The organism is Paenibacillus sp. fava2 (assembly GCF_058313675.1).
Window position 1 is genome coordinate 1,448,321 of sequence record NZ_CM177755.1, and the last position, 15,607, is coordinate 1,463,927.

At 54.6% G+C, this 15,607-nt stretch carries 16 protein-coding genes; 11 read left to right on the plus strand and 5 right to left on the minus strand.

Translation table 11 applies throughout. The annotated features are described in order from the left end of the window. Positions 1-8: 8 nt before the first annotated feature. The gene (locus AC4G46_RS06425) at positions 9-323 is read right to left on the minus strand and encodes a helix-turn-helix domain-containing protein (RefSeq protein WP_491124359.1); all 315 of its coding nucleotides are present in this window, start codon (positions 321-323) and stop codon (positions 9-11) included. A gap of 76 nt (positions 324-399) precedes the next feature. On the opposite strand from AC4G46_RS06425, the gene AC4G46_RS06430 reads away from it, so the two are divergent. Both AC4G46_RS06430 and AC4G46_RS06435 read left to right on the plus strand, forming a co-directional pair. Further along, entirely contained in the window at positions 400-609 is a 210-nt protein-coding gene (locus tag AC4G46_RS06430) for a hypothetical protein (RefSeq protein ID WP_491127189.1), read from the plus strand. Between the two features lie 24 nt (positions 610-633). Further along, positions 634-1,215, plus strand: a complete 582-nt coding sequence (locus AC4G46_RS06435) for a GNAT family N-acetyltransferase (protein WP_491127190.1) — start codon at positions 634-636, stop codon at positions 1,213-1,215. Between the two features lie 144 nt (positions 1,216-1,359). Here AC4G46_RS06435 and AC4G46_RS06440 read toward each other — a convergent pair whose 3' ends face one another. Beyond that, the gene (locus AC4G46_RS06440; RefSeq protein ID WP_068722176.1) at positions 1,360-2,166 is read right to left on the minus strand and encodes a Cof-type HAD-IIB family hydrolase; all 807 of its coding nucleotides are present in this window, start codon (positions 2,164-2,166) and stop codon (positions 1,360-1,362) included. Between the two features lie 42 nt (positions 2,167-2,208). After that, positions 2,209-3,153 (minus strand): DMT family transporter, encoded by a 945-nt coding sequence (locus AC4G46_RS06445; RefSeq protein ID WP_491127191.1) that lies wholly within the window; start codon positions 3,151-3,153, stop codon positions 2,209-2,211. Between the two features lie 224 nt (positions 3,154-3,377). Here AC4G46_RS06445 and AC4G46_RS06450 point away from each other — a divergent pair, with 224 nt between their 5' ends. The 3 genes from AC4G46_RS06450 to AC4G46_RS06460 all read left to right on the plus strand — a co-directional run bounded on the left by AC4G46_RS06450 (position 3,378) and on the right by AC4G46_RS06460 (position 6,394). Then, entirely contained in the window at positions 3,378-4,094 is a 717-nt protein-coding gene (locus AC4G46_RS06450; protein WP_221803955.1) for a metal-dependent hydrolase, read from the plus strand. 201 nt (positions 4,095-4,295) lie between these two features. Next, the gene (locus AC4G46_RS06455) at positions 4,296-5,246 is read left to right on the plus strand and encodes an ABC transporter ATP-binding protein (protein ID WP_491127192.1); all 951 of its coding nucleotides are present in this window, start codon (positions 4,296-4,298) and stop codon (positions 5,244-5,246) included. Next, entirely contained in the window at positions 5,243-6,394 is a 1,152-nt protein-coding gene (locus AC4G46_RS06460; RefSeq protein ID WP_491127193.1) for an ABC transporter permease, read from the plus strand. The genes AC4G46_RS06455 and AC4G46_RS06460 overlap by 4 nt, the downstream gene beginning before the upstream one ends. Before the next feature lie 88 nt (positions 6,395-6,482). Here the strand turns inward: AC4G46_RS06460 and lplA are convergent, their stop codons facing one another. Further along, positions 6,483-7,487, minus strand: a complete 1,005-nt coding sequence (gene lplA / locus AC4G46_RS06465; protein WP_491127194.1) for a lipoate--protein ligase — start codon at positions 7,485-7,487, stop codon at positions 6,483-6,485. A 266-nt stretch (positions 7,488-7,753) separates the two neighbouring features. Here lplA and cobD point away from each other — a divergent pair, with 266 nt between their 5' ends. From cobD to AC4G46_RS06485, 4 genes are all read left to right on the plus strand, one after another. Beyond that, complete coding sequence (gene cobD, locus AC4G46_RS06470; RefSeq protein ID WP_491127195.1) at positions 7,754-8,854, plus strand: threonine-phosphate decarboxylase CobD; 1,101 nt, start codon at positions 7,754-7,756, stop codon at positions 8,852-8,854. Positions 8,855-9,528: 674 nt separating this feature from the next. Then, the gene (locus AC4G46_RS06475; protein WP_491127196.1) at positions 9,529-10,284 is read left to right on the plus strand and encodes an adenosylcobinamide amidohydrolase; all 756 of its coding nucleotides are present in this window, start codon (positions 9,529-9,531) and stop codon (positions 10,282-10,284) included. Between the two features lie 112 nt (positions 10,285-10,396). Next, positions 10,397-11,356: an adenosylcobinamide-phosphate synthase CbiB gene (cbiB, locus tag AC4G46_RS06480; protein ID WP_491127197.1), complete on the plus strand. Its 960-nt coding sequence runs from the start codon at positions 10,397-10,399 to the stop codon at positions 11,354-11,356. After that, positions 11,322-12,050, plus strand: a complete 729-nt coding sequence (locus AC4G46_RS06485) for a histidine phosphatase family protein (RefSeq protein WP_491127198.1) — start codon at positions 11,322-11,324, stop codon at positions 12,048-12,050. Before cbiB ends, AC4G46_RS06485 begins: the two co-directional genes overlap by 35 nt. Before the next feature lie 64 nt (positions 12,051-12,114). Here the strand turns inward: AC4G46_RS06485 and AC4G46_RS06490 are convergent, their stop codons facing one another. Then, the gene (locus AC4G46_RS06490; protein ID WP_491127199.1) at positions 12,115-12,801 is read right to left on the minus strand and encodes a sialate O-acetylesterase; all 687 of its coding nucleotides are present in this window, start codon (positions 12,799-12,801) and stop codon (positions 12,115-12,117) included. Between the two features lie 225 nt (positions 12,802-13,026). Between AC4G46_RS06490 and AC4G46_RS06495 the strand changes: the two genes are divergently transcribed. Beyond that, positions 13,027-13,830 (plus strand): polysaccharide deacetylase family protein, encoded by an 804-nt coding sequence (locus tag AC4G46_RS06495; RefSeq protein WP_491127200.1) that lies wholly within the window; start codon positions 13,027-13,029, stop codon positions 13,828-13,830. 39 nt (positions 13,831-13,869) lie between these two features. After that, the gene (locus AC4G46_RS06500) at positions 13,870-14,898 is read left to right on the plus strand and encodes a glycoside hydrolase family 88/105 protein (protein WP_491127201.1); all 1,029 of its coding nucleotides are present in this window, start codon (positions 13,870-13,872) and stop codon (positions 14,896-14,898) included. The last annotated feature ends 709 nt before the right edge of the window (positions 14,899-15,607 follow it).

Genomic DNA, 15,607 nt, shown 5'->3' on the forward strand with positions numbered 1-15,607 from the left:
CCGCTCGGCTACCTTGATTTTCTCGGATAAGCAGGGGTTGGCTTTTTTAGCAGTTCACGTAGAATCTCGATCTCCAGATCTTTTTCTCCAAGCATTTTGACGGCTTTCTCGTATTTCTGCTCGACCTCAAGAAGGCGCTTCAGCTCTTCTGCCTGCTCCTGGGGATAGGGATGCTCTTGTTCGCCATGCTGTTCCCGATAATCCCTTACCCACTGATTCACCGTACCCGGGGTAACACCATATTTTCTAGCAACAACCGCTGCCTTAATGCCAGACAAGACCTCCTGTGCAGCCTTCTCTCTCTGTTCGGACATTTTTCCCATTGTGCTCATCCTCCTCATGTATAAAGTCTACATTTTTGTGGGGGAGGACTCCAACTACATTAGGGGGGCTGTGGAGATGAAGGGCATTAATGCCTTTGATTCCGGTGGAGTCGGCGGAATGGGCGAAATGAAGAGCAAAAATGTCTTTGATTCCAGCGCAGGCCGCGGAATGAGCGAAATGAAGGGCAAAAATGCCTTTGATTCCGGCGCAGGCGGTCGAATGCACATAAGATTTATCACTTCCAGAAAAAGGTTTTCCAAATATAATTCCGGAAAGGAGATTTGATTAGACAAATAGGAGGCTAACAAGATGTCTGAACCGGTAATTCCAATTCTGCTTGATATTCCTGAAAGTATAGAAACGGACAGGCTCCTGATCCGCGCGGCGCGCTGGGGCGACGGGGCAGAGATGAACGAGGCTATCATAGAGAGTCTGAAGGAGCTGCAGCCTTGGATGATCTTCGCCCAAAAGCCGCAGCCGCCTGAGGAAAGTGAAATCTTCGTACGGGAAGCGCGGATCAATTATCTGAAGCGCACTAACATGCATATGGGCATCTATAACAAGACTGATGGGACCTTTGTCGGCTGCAGCGGGCTACACCATATCAACTGGGATATCCGTTCTTTCGAACTGGGTTACTGGATCAGAACCTCCTGCTCCGGAAAAGGGTACATGACAGAGGCAGTAAATGCGATTACGGATTTCGCCATCCATGAGCTTGAAGCTAACCGGATTGAAATCCGCTGCAGCGGACGCAATGCCAAAAGCGCTGCCGTAGCAGAGCGTGCCGGTTATAAGCTGGATGGTGTTCTGCGGCTCAGCACCCGCGGTTTTGACGGAGAGCTGCATGACAGCAAAGTGTATGCGAAGGTGCGCGGAGCGGAATTTTAGCCGGAAGCGGGCTTGCGAGACGACGTGGGATTTGCGTGTTACCCAGATCAGCCTTATAAGAGGATGGTAAGCAATAAAAAGGGTGCGCTGCGCCGGTTGATTGGAAAACCGGCAGCAGCGCACCCTTTTACTATACATAAAAAACTATTCTACTGTCTTCAAAATAAACTTGTCGATCGCATACTTTACGCCGTCTTCATTGTTGCTGAGGGTGACGAAATCGGCAATTTCCTTGAGCGCAGGAATGGCATTGGCCATAGCCACACCAAGACCGGCTGCCTCCAGCATCTCATGGTCATTCCAGGAATCGCCGACAGCAATCGTTTCGGACAGCTCGCAGCCGAAGTGGCCTGCCAGGAACTCAAGCGCGATGCCCTTGGTGCCTTCACTGTGCATGATTTCGAGGAAGTGCGGCTTGGATTTGGTAATGTGAACAGAATCGCCCAGCAGCTCACGCAGGATCGGGGACAGCTCGTCCAGGTAGGCCGGGTCGTCGATGATCAGCATTTTTGGGGTCTTCTGCGGAACAAGCTTGTTCTCCCAGTCTGGTTCAATGAAGTATTGGGTGCGGTTCAGCTGGGAATATTCAATCAGCTTCTGGTTCTCTTCACGCGCATACAGCTTGTCATCAATATAAGTCTGCAGGTGCAGATCATGCTCCACACAATACTGGAAAAGCTTGCGTACAGCATCCTGCGGTACATAACGCTCGTAGAGCACTTTTTCGTCCATCAGGTTCTTAACCAGAGCGCCCTGATAAGTAATAATCGGCACATTAAGGCCGGTCTGGCGGGCAATAGCCTGGGCAGAAGCATAAGCGCGGCCGGTTGCCAGTGTAACTACAACGCCTGCAGCAACAGCCTGTTCGAGTGCGGTCTGTGTGGCAGGGGTCACTTCCTTGTCATCATTAATCAGTGTGTCATCGATGTCGATAGCAATCAATTTGTACATTCGTGTTCTCTCCTAAAGGTTATTGTACTAGTATAAATGAAATTATCCGTCTGATGAAGCTAAAGGAACGGCATCCTCTTCTGAGCGTCCCTCCTTGTCAGGCGCAGGACTGAGCTCGGCAGTAAGCATAGCCGCAAGGATGAGCAGGCAGCCAAGCCCGGCGGACAAACCGAGCTTTTCACCGCCAAAGACAAGTCCGGTAAAAGCGGCGAACACCGGCTCCATCGCGTAGATAATGGCCACCCGGGACGGTGTGGTGTATTTCTGGCAGGCGGTCTGAATCCAGAAGGCAAACGCGCTGGTCGGCCCGATGGAGATCAGCAGCGCCCAGAGCACATCGGGCTCCCTGACCAGCTCCCGGCTCTGCAGCAGCGGGCCGCTGCCGTCAAAGATCAGCGAGGCAGCAATGCTGAGCAGCCCGACAACAGCAAGCTGCAGTGTTGCCAGCGGCAGTGCCGGATACCGCGGCGCATACACGCCGGTATAGGCGATCTGCAGAGCAAAAGCGACCGCGCAGAGCAGAACCAGGCTATCGCCCAGCCCAAGCGAAAATGCCGAGCCGGTGAAGGCCAGCAGATAAAGTCCTGCAACGGCAATAGCTGCACTAAGCCATGTGTAGCGGGAGATGGAATGCTTCAGCAGCGCAAGCGACAGGAAGGGGACAATCACAACGGACAGGCCGGTGATGAACCCGGTATTGGAGGTGCTTGTGTACAGCAGTCCCATCGTCTGCAGACCGTAGCCCATGAACAGAAAAAGGCCCAGCAGCAGGGCATGCAGTACCATACGCCAGCTCAGCTGTTTCCATTCATGACGGTAAAAGACAGCCGTAATCAGCGCCAGCAGCAAGGCGGCGCCTGTGAACCGGATGCTGTTGAAGGCAAGCGGCGGCAGTACCCTGACGGCATGTTGGACGATCAGGAAGGTACAGCCCCACATTAGCGCCACCAGCAGCAGGCTGAGATCAGCGATTCGCGAGCGGCTCACAATCGTCATCCTTTCATGAAATACAGAAAACGTATCAAGTTGTCCAAATTGTATCCTAAAACACAGGGGAGGACAAGCCAAAACTATAAGGAAGCCCGGCGGCTAAAGGGCTTTGAAGCGATTATTACAGCCGCAGGCTAGACAAAAAAACGCTCTCTTAGTATACTTTGGTAACCGCACATTTGTTCTTATTTTTGACATCCTAGAAAGGGGCGGTTTCAAAGATGATGGGCAAATCCCATTTTATTATCAGCACCGGGATTACGCTCTCTGTGATGAATCTGCTCGGTTACGAAATCACGGTTCCGGCAGTTGCTGTAGCGGCGGTCAGCTCCCTGCTGCCCGATATTGATGAGCCGAATTCGCTGCTGGTACGCAGTGCTGTACCGGAATCGGCGTTGAGGCTGCTGCAGGTGGCGTTGATCGGCGCGGCGATTTATCTTTATTTTGCCGGCATCGCTGAACCGCCATGGCATATCGTGCTGGCACTGCTCGTGGGCAGTGTATCATTCCTTCCGGGCAGAAGGCTGCGGCAGCTGGTTATGCTGCTTATCGCTCTCGCGCTGTTTGCATTCGCTGACGATTATGATCCGTGGAACTACATCGCCGCCTGCATACTTGTGGTAGCTTCTGTTGTTCCGCACCGGGGAATCACGCATACCCTGTATGCGGTGGCCGGCTGGGGGGCACTGCTGTACTTTGTCTCCCTTGGCATGAATGACGGCGGCAGCCTGTGGATTGCCGGAGGCCTGTCGTATGCGCTGCATCTGCTGGCCGACTCACTGACCCAGCGCGGGATTACCCCGCTGCCGCCGCTGCCCTTCAAGCTTCGTCTGAAGCTGATGAGCACCGGTACGAAGAAGGGCAGCGGCGTAGAGAAGGTATGCATTGTGCTCACACTGCTGCTGGTTGTCTATGTGTTCGTTATTACCCCCTCCTAAAAGAGGAGGGAGCCCGGAAGGGCAGGATAAGGCTCTCCGCTGTCTGCAGCGGGGAGCTTTTTTGGCGTTGGTTGGGCAGGCGGTGTGCAAAGAGGAGGCAGCCGCCAGGGGGAATGAGCGGTAGCTCACTGCCTTTCCGCAAAAGCTCTGATAAATTGGTCGTATCACCATTTTAGAAATAAATGGAATAAGAGGTGCTGCATGGAGAATGAGGCGGTTCTGGCGGTGACGGGTCTGAGCAAGCATTATGGTACAGTGTCAGCCGTAGACAACATAAGCTTCACAGTGCACAAAGGGGAAGTGTTCGGCCTGCTGGGGCCCAACGGAGCAGGCAAAACAACCACGATCAGGATGGTGTGCGGGCTGCTAAAAGCGGACTCAGGCCGGATTCATATCAATGGCATACCAATGACCTCCGGCAGCTATGAGCAGATTAAGCCGATGCTCGGATTATGTCCGCAGGAGATTGTCATCTGGGAGCTGCTGACTTGCCTGGAGCAGCTGCGTTTTGCAGGCATCGCCTATGGACTCTCTTCCAGGGCAGCGGGCAACCGGGCAGAAAATCTGCTGCACGCACTGGGCCTGTGGGATAAAAGAAACAAGCTGGGCCGGACGCTCTCAGGCGGGATGCAGCGGAGACTGAATATCGCGCTGGCGCTTGTCCACGATCCGCCGCTGATCGTTCTGGATGAGCCGCAGGCGGGACTTGACCCGCAGAGCAGAATTCTGGTGCGTGACTTCATCAGAGGACTGGCCCGGGATAAGACGGTAATCCTTACTACACATGACATGGATGAAGCTGACAGACTATCGGACAGGGTAGCCATTATGGATCACGGAAAAATACTGCTGCTGGACATCCCTGCCAGGCTTAAGGCCAAGGCGGGCACGGGAGAGCTTTTGCAGCTCCGGGTGACCGGAATCAGCAGGGAGCTGGCTGAGAAGGTTCTGCAGACGATGCCGCCGGAATGTACAGAAAAAACCTACACCGATGGACTGTTCCTCCTTGGCGGAGGAAGCGTTCTTGAATGGATTCCGAAGGTGCAGCAGAGGCTGAGGGCTCACCAGATCCAGACTCTGGATATGACAATCCGCAAACGGACGCTTGAGGATGCGTTCATTGCATTGACCGGAAGGGGGCTGCGGGAATGAGGCTTGCGGCAGCGGTTAACAAGTCCGTCAGGGAGAGTATCCGGGACTGGAAAATGCTCGCCATGGTGCTGCTGTTCTCGCCGTTTTTTCTGCTGCTGATGTCCTTTTTTTACGGAGGAGACGCGGTTACCTATAAGCTGGGCGTTCTGAATCTGGATGCGGGGCGTGGGTCGGCTCAGCTTATCAGCAGTCTGGAGCAGATGGAGGGGCAGGCGGGCGGGTCTCCGGTATTTAATATAAGAAGCTTTCCAAATCGGGATGAGCTGCAGACTAAGGTAAAAGAAAAGGAAATCGATATCGGCCTGGTCATTCCGGAGGACTATTCAGCGGCACTTGCGTCCAAGGCTAAAGGAAGGAAGGTCAGCGAGGTACAGGCGCAGGTAAGCTTTTACGGAAGTATGGGGAATGTGAGGTATCCTGTGGCAGCAGTCTGGGCGGCCGAGCAGGTGAACAGGCAGGGAATGAGCGCAGCAAAGATCACGCTTCCGGCCGTTATACAGGAAACCTTTGTTGAGAAAAAACAGCCCCTAAACGAATTCGAAAGCTACGTCCCGGGGCTGATCTCTCTTGCTGTACTAATGGTTCTGTTCACAGCCTCGGCCTCCATTGTGAAGGAGAATGACAAAAAAACACTGCTTCGGCTCAAGCTCAGCCGGCTTGGCGCTTTTAACTTTCTGGGCGGAATCTGCATTACCCAGGCGGCTGTTGCCTCCGGTGCGGTTGTTCTGTCGTACTGGACGGCCCTTGGATTAGGTTATGAACCGGAAGGGCATTTTGGTGCTATTCTGGCTGTCGGGGTGCTGTCGAGTATCGCTATGGTTGCAGTGAGCCTGATTGTGGCCAGCTTTTTGAACACGGTATTTGATGTGCTGACGGTCGGCTGTTTTCCGTTTTTTATACTGATGTTTTTTTCGGGCAGCATGTTTCCCCTTCCGGAGCTGAATCTGTTTACTATACACGGGCGCGCTTTTGGCATGACAGATCTGCTGCCGCTTACGCATACTGCCAGTGCCTTTAATCAAATTCTGAATGATGGTGCCGGTCTGGCGGAAGTGGGACGGGAGCTTATTATGATCACCCTGCTTACAATGGTTTATTCTGCGGCAGGACTCCTGCTGTACCGGAAACGCAGACTAGCTAAGGCATAAGCGGATTCTATTAAAAAACCAGCCGACCCCGGGTGCCCGGAATTGGCTGGTTTTATTGTACCTGCGAATAAAAGATAGGCCCGATCGGCTATTCCTCCAGGAATACCAGACCGATAAAGTCCTCCGGCTCAATCCGTCCAAAATAATGCTTCAGATCAAGCCCGGACAGCGCCTCTCTGACCTCAGCATCCTCGTAACGCTTGCCGCGCAGCGCATTTTCGACATCCGCTACGTCACCGACGCCGAAGAAATCGCCGTAAATCTTGATATCTTTAATGAGGGAATCCTCAATATCCATGCGGATATCGACGAGGCCGGCCGGGAATTTGCGGGTGTGCTTCACATTGCTCTTCGGCGACAGGCCGTAGTTCCAGTCCCAGTTCTGGTAATGCTCCTTGGAGATTTCATTGATGCGGACCCAGTCATCCATTGTCAGCTTGTACTGCGGAACCTCGGAAGCCTCCATGCCGAAGATCGAGCGCAGCAGCCCCTCACGGAACTCCTCAATCGTCATTTCTGTATTGCCGAGCAGGTCTTTGATGTTAGCAACCCGGCTGCGTACGGACTTGGTGCTCTTGGATTTGAATTTCTCCGGGTTCACGTTCAGGGAAGCTTGTACATCATCGAGATTCAGATCGAACATCAGGGTACCATGGCTGAACATCCGTCCGCGGGTGGAGAACTGGGCGTTGCCGGAGATTTTGCGCTCGCCGACCTGCAGGTCGTTGCGTCCGCTCAGCTCAGCATTGACTCCCATGGACTGCAGATAGTCGATGACCGGCTGGGTGAATTTGAGGAAGTTGTGGAACGATTCGCCGTCATCCTTGGTGATGAAGCTGAAATTCAGGTTGCCAAGGTCATGGTACACTGCTCCGCCGCCGGAGAGCCGGCGTACGACCTGAATGTTGTTTTCTTTTACATATTCCTGATTGATCTCTTCGATTGTATTCTGGTGCTTGCCGATGATGATGGACGGGCTGTTGATATAAAAGAGCAGGTAGCTGTCGTCCATCGGGAGGTTTTTGAGCGCGAACTCCTCAATGGCCAGGTTGATCGAAGCGTCTGTAATGCCGGTGTTATCAATAAAGAGCATAGTGAATTCCTCCGCCTGTACATGGTTAACTACTGCATTTATTCTAAACTAAAAGCCCGCATTTCACAAAATAGAAAGTGTATTTCAGCAGATTAGGCTATGTTGAGCGAATGGGGAGCTGGTAGGGGCCAAGAGCGGGGGAGATTCGTGCGTGCCGGTTACATTGGCAAAAAAGTCCCACATCCATTATTGACGCGCTTCTGCGGGAAAGGCAATAATTGGGGCTATGGGTAACTCAATACGAGACTAGCAGAGGGAGTGTAACGATGCTTGAAAAATATGGCCACGGCGGGGATCTGCTGACGGCAGCGGAGCTTTATGGGGGAGGCAGCGGGGACGGGGATAGCACTTTTGTTGATTTCAGCGCCAATATTAACCCGCTCGGCCCGCCGCCTGCCGTGCTGGAGCTGCTGCAGGATGCTGCGGCTGCCGTCACGGCCTATCCTGATCCGGGGCACCGCCGGTTAAAAGTGCTGCTGGCTGCCGAGCTGGACGTCAGCGCAGAATGGATTACTGTGGGCAACGGGGCGGCGGAGTCCATGGCGCTGCTGCTGCTGGCTGCAGCCCCGCGCAGAGTGGGGATCGTCGAGCCCTGCTTCTCCGAGTACCGCCAGCTGGCCGAGCAGTTCGGCGCAGAGGTGCTCTCTGTTCAGGGAACGGAGGAACAGGAGTACCGGGCGGAGGCGGAAGAAATCGCCGGTTTGCTGGAGCAGGTGGATCTGCTGTTCCTCGGCCAGCCGAACAATCCCAACGGCGTCCAGTATGCGCTGGACGACCTGCGGCTCCTGGCCCGCAAGGCAGAGGCCTGCGGGACCTTGCTTGCCGTGGATGAAGCGTTCATCGACTTCATCCCGGAGGAGCGGAGGCAATCGCTGCTGCCGGAGCTGGCCGGGTTCCGTCATACGGTGCTGATCCGCTCGATGACGAAGTTTTTTGCCATTCCGGGGCTGCGGCTGGGCTTCACCATAGCAGCTCCGGAGCTTGCCGCGAGGATGAGCGGCAAGCAGGTGACCTGGAGCGTGAACGGCCTGGCGCAGCTGGCCGGGGAAGCGTGTCTGCGCAGCGGGCGCGGGTATGCCGCGCGCACGCGTGCGCTGATCGCAGCAGAGCGGGAGCTGCTGCGGGCGGGATTGCGGCGGCTCGGCTGCAGCGTGCCGCCGGGCGAAGCGAACTTCCTGCTGGCGGAGCTGCCGGAAGGGTGGACAGCTGCGGCCGCGCAGGAGCAGCTTGGCCGCCGGGGCATCCTCGTGCGCAGCTGCGCGATGTACCCGGGCCTCGCCGCCGGGCATATCCGCACGGCCGTCAAGGGGCCGGAGGACAACGCCCGGCTGCTGCGGGAGCTGGAGGCGGTTTTGGCGGGCGAGTAAGTTTTGCGGCGGCTGGATGCTGCAGGGCTAGCAAATTAACGCGGCCAGGTATTATTGGATGCTATGAATACTACAGAATGCTGCTGAATGAAACTAGACATCTACTGAATGCATTAGTATGCTACAGAATGCTTATGTGTGCTGTTAAATGCTACTGGATACTACTAGATGCTGCGAGTGTTATGGTATGCATGGGTACCCATCTGGTGGGGATAAGGGCATCAAGGCTGATTATGTGGTTGCGGTACATAGTTTGGTAGAAGGCAGGTAACTTCTAGGGAGGAAATTTGCTCCGCTGAGCATTTCAATTCAATTAAGTGGAATTTCGTCATCTATTTTGGGGCCAGCTACTGGCGGGAATAAACTAAGTGGAAAAAGAATACTTAATTCCACTGATTTTGCCCGTAAAGAGGATTTCGGGCTGAAATAGGTGATGTTTTTCCAATTAATAATAAAAATTTCCTGTAAATGAGATGATCAGGTGTCTAAAATCCAACTAAATGTTTACGGCAGTGGAGCAGACAGTAACATAAATGGTATCGTGAGCGGAATGAGTGAATAGTAAGGGTAGAGGGAGTACCATAGAATCAGTGGAGTAAAAGTAGAGTAAGTAAGTAGAGTGTACAGGGAAAGTAACCTAAAAGAAAAAGTAAAAGTAAAGGGTGTGATTAGGTATGGCAGAAGTAAAGACTCCTTTCGGGCTTGCTGGCGGAGAACGGTCGTTCTGCTCCGGCGTCTGGCCCGGGCTGGTGCTGGAGTGGAAAGAGGAGCATCTGCTGCTTGAATTTCCGGCAGAGGCGTATAGTATTTCCAGTGCAGTGTACGGCGGAGGAATGGGCCGGTTGAAGCGGGCTGTGAACCAGTATGTCAGCCGTGACTATGAGTGCAGCAATCCGGTGCGTGATATGGAGAATAAGCTGGCAGAGTGGGGTTACCCGCAGGAGGGCAGCGCGGGTCTGATGACGGCAGTGCCGCTGGAGCATGCGGCGGTTGCCGAGGAGGATACCGGCTCGGCAGGGATTTTTTGCTGCGTGACTGCAGCTGCGGGCAATGCGGCCCGTGCCGGGGTGGAGCGGAGTGTGCTGAAGGCTTACCGCCCGGGTACGATCAATATTATGCTTGGCATAGACGGTCTCCTGACTCCGTCTGCTATGGTGAACGCCGTGATTACGGCAACCGAAGCCAAGGCCGCTGCCCTGGCCGACCTCGGTATCACAGATCCCGAGAATGGACTGGCCGCTACAGGGACTACCACGGATGCAATCGTACTGGCAGTCAGCGGAAGCCGCCGTTACGGGGCTGAGCATGTGTACGCCGGTACAGCGACTGATCTTGGCGGAGCGATTGGCAGGCTGGTATATGCAGCGGTAACGGGCAGTCTCCGCTCGGTGCGTGCTGTGCAGGAGCAGGCAAGGAAGAATGGCGAATGAACATTCATCTGCGCCGGGTGTTTAATAACCGGCAAATGGACGCTGTGTTGAACCGGATAGGGCGGGCTCAACAAATAAGCACAGCACTATTCCAGCCATGGAGGACTTGCCCATGACGGTTGCAATGGTGCTGCTTGCAGCGTATGTACTGGACCTCCTTATAGGCGATCCCCGCAGCCTGCCCCATCCGGTTGTGTTAATGGGCAAAGCGATCACCCTGCTAGAGCGGGCAATCCGCCGTTGTGTCCGCCAGCCGCGCAGCCTGAAGCGTGCCGGTGTTCTGCTGCCCCTGCTGGTAGCAGGCGGCAGCTGGCTGATAACAGCTGTGCTGCTCTGGCTGCTGTCGCAGATCTCGCTTTGGCTGGCGTTGGCGGCTGAAGCCTGGCTAATCTCTACAACCATTGCTTCCAAAGGGCTGAAAGATGCCGGGATGGCGGTCTATGCAGAGCTTAAAAAGGGGGACCTGCCGGCGGCCAGACTTGCGCTCAGCATGATCGTCGGCCGTGATACGACACAGCTGGACAGTCCGGAAATTGTGCGCGGCACGGTAGAGACGGTTGCCGAGAACATTGTCGATGCAATCATCTCTCCGTTGCTGTACGCGCTGCTTGGCGGTGCTCCGCTGGCCATGGCTTACCGCGCTGTTAACACACTGGATTCCATGGTCGGCTATAAGAACGACAAATACATCAATCTCGGCTGGGCCTCGGCACGGCTTGACGATGTGGCGAATTACATACCAGCGCGCATCACTGCGCTGCTCTTAACCTTCTGTGCATGGCTGCTGCAGCTGGATTGGCGCAGATGCTGGCAGACCGTGCGGCGTGATGCCCGCCTGCATCCCAGCCCCAACAGCGGCTACCCGGAATCGGCAGTAGCCGGAGCGCTGGGTATCCGCCTGGGCGGAGTGAATGTCTATCACGGTGTGGCCTCGTTCCGCGCCTATATGGGCGAACCCGTGCGCAGCCTGGAGCCGGACGATATTATTGTAACCTCCCGGCTGATGCTGCTGTCGTCCACTATATTTGTGGTCCTGTGTGCAGCAGCGTCCTTCTTATGGAACGGGGGCTGAGCAGTTTAATATGGATAATACAGAACAAGGGGAGCCGCGCGGCAAGCATTCTGTAGAATTGGTACTACTGCGCCATGGGCATACGCAGTGGAATAAGGAGCGCCGTTATCTGGGCAGCAGCGATCTGCCGCTGCTGCCAGAAGAACGGGTGAAGCTGGCTGCGCGCAAAGAGCTGCCGGAGCTTGCCGGGGAGTTCTGGCGGGTGTACTCTAGCGATCTGCTGCGCTGCCGGGAGACTGTGGCGGCAGCAGTGCCTTGGCTGGACAAGAAAGCTGTATATGACCCGCGTCTCCGGGAGACTTCCTTCGGAGAATGGGAGGGCTGCACTTATGAGCAGCTCAGCGATAATCCGCTGTACAGAAGCTGGATTGATGATCCGGCGGCGGTTACACCGCCGGGAGGTGAAGCCTGGGCGGCATTTGCAGCCCGGGTAGAGGAGTTTCTGACGGAACTGCTTCATGAGGCAGAAGCAGGAGCAATCCGGTGCCGGGAACAGCAAAGGGCAAACAGACAGAAAAGCAGCAGCTCAGCCGACGCAGCCGTCCTCCAAGGTCATAAACCGCAGAAACTGCGCGTATTGATTGTCACCCACGGCGGCGTGATCCGCCAGTTGCTGGCGGTGACCCAGCCGGGCGTCACATTCCGCACTGCAGCAGCACCGCCTCCGGGGACGGCGGCAGTCATTCAGCTGTAATACACGCCAACCCGCGTCCAGCGCGGGTTTTTGCTTTTTAAGCCTTCGGGCAAGAAGCTTTGTGTTACTGAAACGTCAGCCAGCCCTCGGCCATGCGCCGGCCGAGTTCCTTTGCCGAAGCAGCGTCATAATGCAGATAGTCGCCTTTATGGGTAAGTCCGGCCGACTCCGCCAGAAAAAACTTGTCAAAAACCGTTGCAGCTGACTCCAGCGCCCCGTTAATCTGATCCGTATACGGGTATTCTTCCGGACGGATAAATCCGCCCAATTTTGCCGCTATAAAAGGAATATCCTCTGCATTCAGCTCCTCACGCAGGCTGGTGATTAGCTTGAATAACCGGTCTTTGTAAGCTGAAGCGTCAGCCTCCAGCTCGGAATCGCTCTCTCCCTGGGCCCATAGAATACCGCTCAGCTGACCGTTCTCCATGGCCAGATGTGCCCGCAGGACAGCCCGCTCATACAGATCCCCGCCGGGTACCCAGCGCTCGATTTTTGTTCCGCCAACTGCACAGGGAATCAGCCCGACCGCTTCCCCGTTTAACATGCCAAGAGCTGTCCGGGCGAACGTCAGTCCCGGTCCTACACCCACCAGTGCCGGCTTGTCATTATGTACAGGTTCTTTTGCTTTCAGCCAGACCCCGTAGTCGTCCAGCTTATAAATATTTTTCTCAGGCTCCGCGTTTATGTCCGGCCCCTCCAGTGATCCTCTGCCTGCCATATTGGACTGTCCGATTAACAAGAATAAGCGCATGCTGCAACACCCCTGTTTATTTTTTCCACAGCTCTCAATTTCAAAAAGGATACTAGCACAGATAGATTAGAATGACAATGACCAGGGATACGTGAGCCGGAAAGCGGATACATTAGCAGAAAAAAGCTCGAATCTTACAAATGAAGCTTATTTTTTTCCATTCCAGTGCCCGGGTGGAGCATGATACGATTTTGATAATGAGAGATTTGCAGAGGGGGCAGAGGGATGCCGAAGATTTATCTGGCTTTTCCGGAGGGCAAGCATAAAGTGCTGACCATGAGCTACGACGACGGTAAGAAGGCCGATAGACGGCTAGTGTCGATTTTTAACCAGTACGGGATCAAGGGCACGTTTCACTTGAACTCCGGGCTGCTGGGGCAAGGGGACCGGATTACCGGAGAGGAAGCTGCAGCGCTGTATCAGGGACATGAAGTTTCAGCGCATACCGTTACCCATCCGACCATTGCAAGATGTCCGCAGGAGCTGGTTGTCCGGGAGGTTTTGGAGGACCGTGAGCGTTTGGAGGCTATTACCGGTTATACAGTCCGCGGAATGTCTTATCCCAATGGCTCGTACAGCCGGGAGATCAAGCAGGTGCTGCCGCATCTGGGCATTGAATATGCCAGAGTTGTTCCGAGTACCGGACAGTTTGGCATGCCTGAGGACCTGCTGGAGTGGAAGCCGACGTGCCACCACAAGGAAAATCTGCTGCAGCTCGGCGAACAGTTCATTTCGCTTAACAAGCGGCAGTATCTGTACATGATGTACGTGTGGGGCCACAGCTACGAGTTCGACAATGACGGCAATTGGGAAATTATTGAGCAGTTCTTCCGGCTGGCCGGCGGGCGGGAGGACATCTGGTATGCCACCAACATGGAGATTGTCGACTACCTTAGTGCTTACCGCCAACTGAAATTTGCCGCATCAGGGCAGTTCGTATGGAATCCGGGGGCGGCGTCCGTCTGGCTCAGCGTGGATGATGACCGGATTGTGGAGGTCAAGGGAGGCAGCCGGACTAATCTCGTGTAATAACGGCAGTACATAAACAACAGGGAGGCTTTTTGTACAATGAAGCTGGACTTATCTAATCTTGATCTGAAAAAGGTTACCGACAGCGTAGTCAATTACACCCTTGGCATGGATCTGACCTGGAACTGGCCTTGCGGTGTTGCTTATTACGGAGTCAGCCGGGCTTTTGAAGTCACGGGGGAGCAAAGCTACCTGGAGCGGATGGCCGACTGGTGTGCGGAATATATTGAGGCAGGGCTGCCGGCCGAGTGGACGGTTAATACCTGTGCAATGGGCCATATGCTGCTCACGCTCTACGAACAGACCAAGGAGCAGAAGTATCTTGACCTGATTGTCAGTAAGCTGGATTATCTGCAGAACCGGGCTCTGCGTTTTGGTGACCGGGTGCTCCAGCATACGGTTTCGGCCAAAAATGACTTCCCGGAGCAGGCCTGGGCCGACACTCTGTTCATGGCAGCATACTTCGAATTGCGTGCAGGCGTGCTTCTTGGAGAGAAAAAGTGGATCGACGACGCACTCCACCAGTTCTTCTGGCATATCAACTATCTGCAGGATGAAACCACCAGCCTGTGGTTCCACGGATACAATCACATTGAGCAGAATCACATGTCAGGCCTCTACTGGGCACGCGCCAACGCCTGGGCAGCCTATACCATGTCCAGAGTCGGCAAAATTCTGCCGGAAGCCTACCTGTATCCGCCATATATGCATATTTCCAGCTCACTCCGCGACCAGCTCGCAGCGATCAAAAAACTGCAGAAGCCTGACGGCCTCTGGGGCACTGTACTCGACCATCCGGAAGCGTACGGCGAGGTGTCGGCTACAGCGGGAATTGCCGCTGCCATGGTCATGCAGGGGAATCCGCTGCACGGAAAGTATGTCAACCGGGCGCTGCAGGGCCTGCTCGAGAATATCGCCGACAATGGCCGTGTACTGAATGTATCCGGCGGAACGGCAGTAATGAACGACCTGGCCGGCTATCTGGGCATCGACCGGAAGTGGGCGCAGGGCTGGGGGCAGGGACTGGCACTGGCGTTCCTTTGTGCGGTGATCGAGCTGGGGCGGTAAGAGGGGACATTAGCCGGGTTAGCATCTGCATCCTGCTCGCAAAAAGTCAGGCGGGGCAATAGTTAGGTTTCGTTAGGTAACTATTCGCCAATAATCCAGGCGGAGCAAAGACGGGACTTTGTTAGTGACTTTCGCAAAAAGGCTAAACGGAGCATTGTAGCTCTTCATTGGATATGTTGAAAAAGCCCGGCAGAACAGTGTGGCTCCTTCATTAAGTAACTATATGCAAAAAAACAGGCGAACCGGTATTGCTCCTTGGATTGGGAGCGCTGGTTCGCCTGTTTTGTTGCAATCCCGGCACCGCTAACGGACCCGGGAGGCGTTATTTGCTGGATTTCGCGAGTATTACTGAACTAACGGACTCAGCAGCCGCAATTTGCCGCCAAATGGAACCGGAGACGCGATTCGGCAGCAAATAAGGTCATTTGAGTCCGTTAGGTTGGAATGGGGGACGAATTGGCGCAGATAACGTCATCTGTGTCCGTTATCCTGATTGTAATGTTAGTTAGTGGGGGCCAGTACCTATAGTGTGCTCTTGCAGTGGAGTACGGAGGTTGAGTTCAGCGATAGGTTGCAGTAGTAGAGTGCAATAGTAACGTCCAGCGCAGAGTTCCGTAGTTGAGTTCATCAGGAGAGTTAGCATTAAAGTCCAGTAGCAAAGTTTAACAGTAGTTACTCCATGAATGGGGCGCAGGTTCGCCTGTTTTGT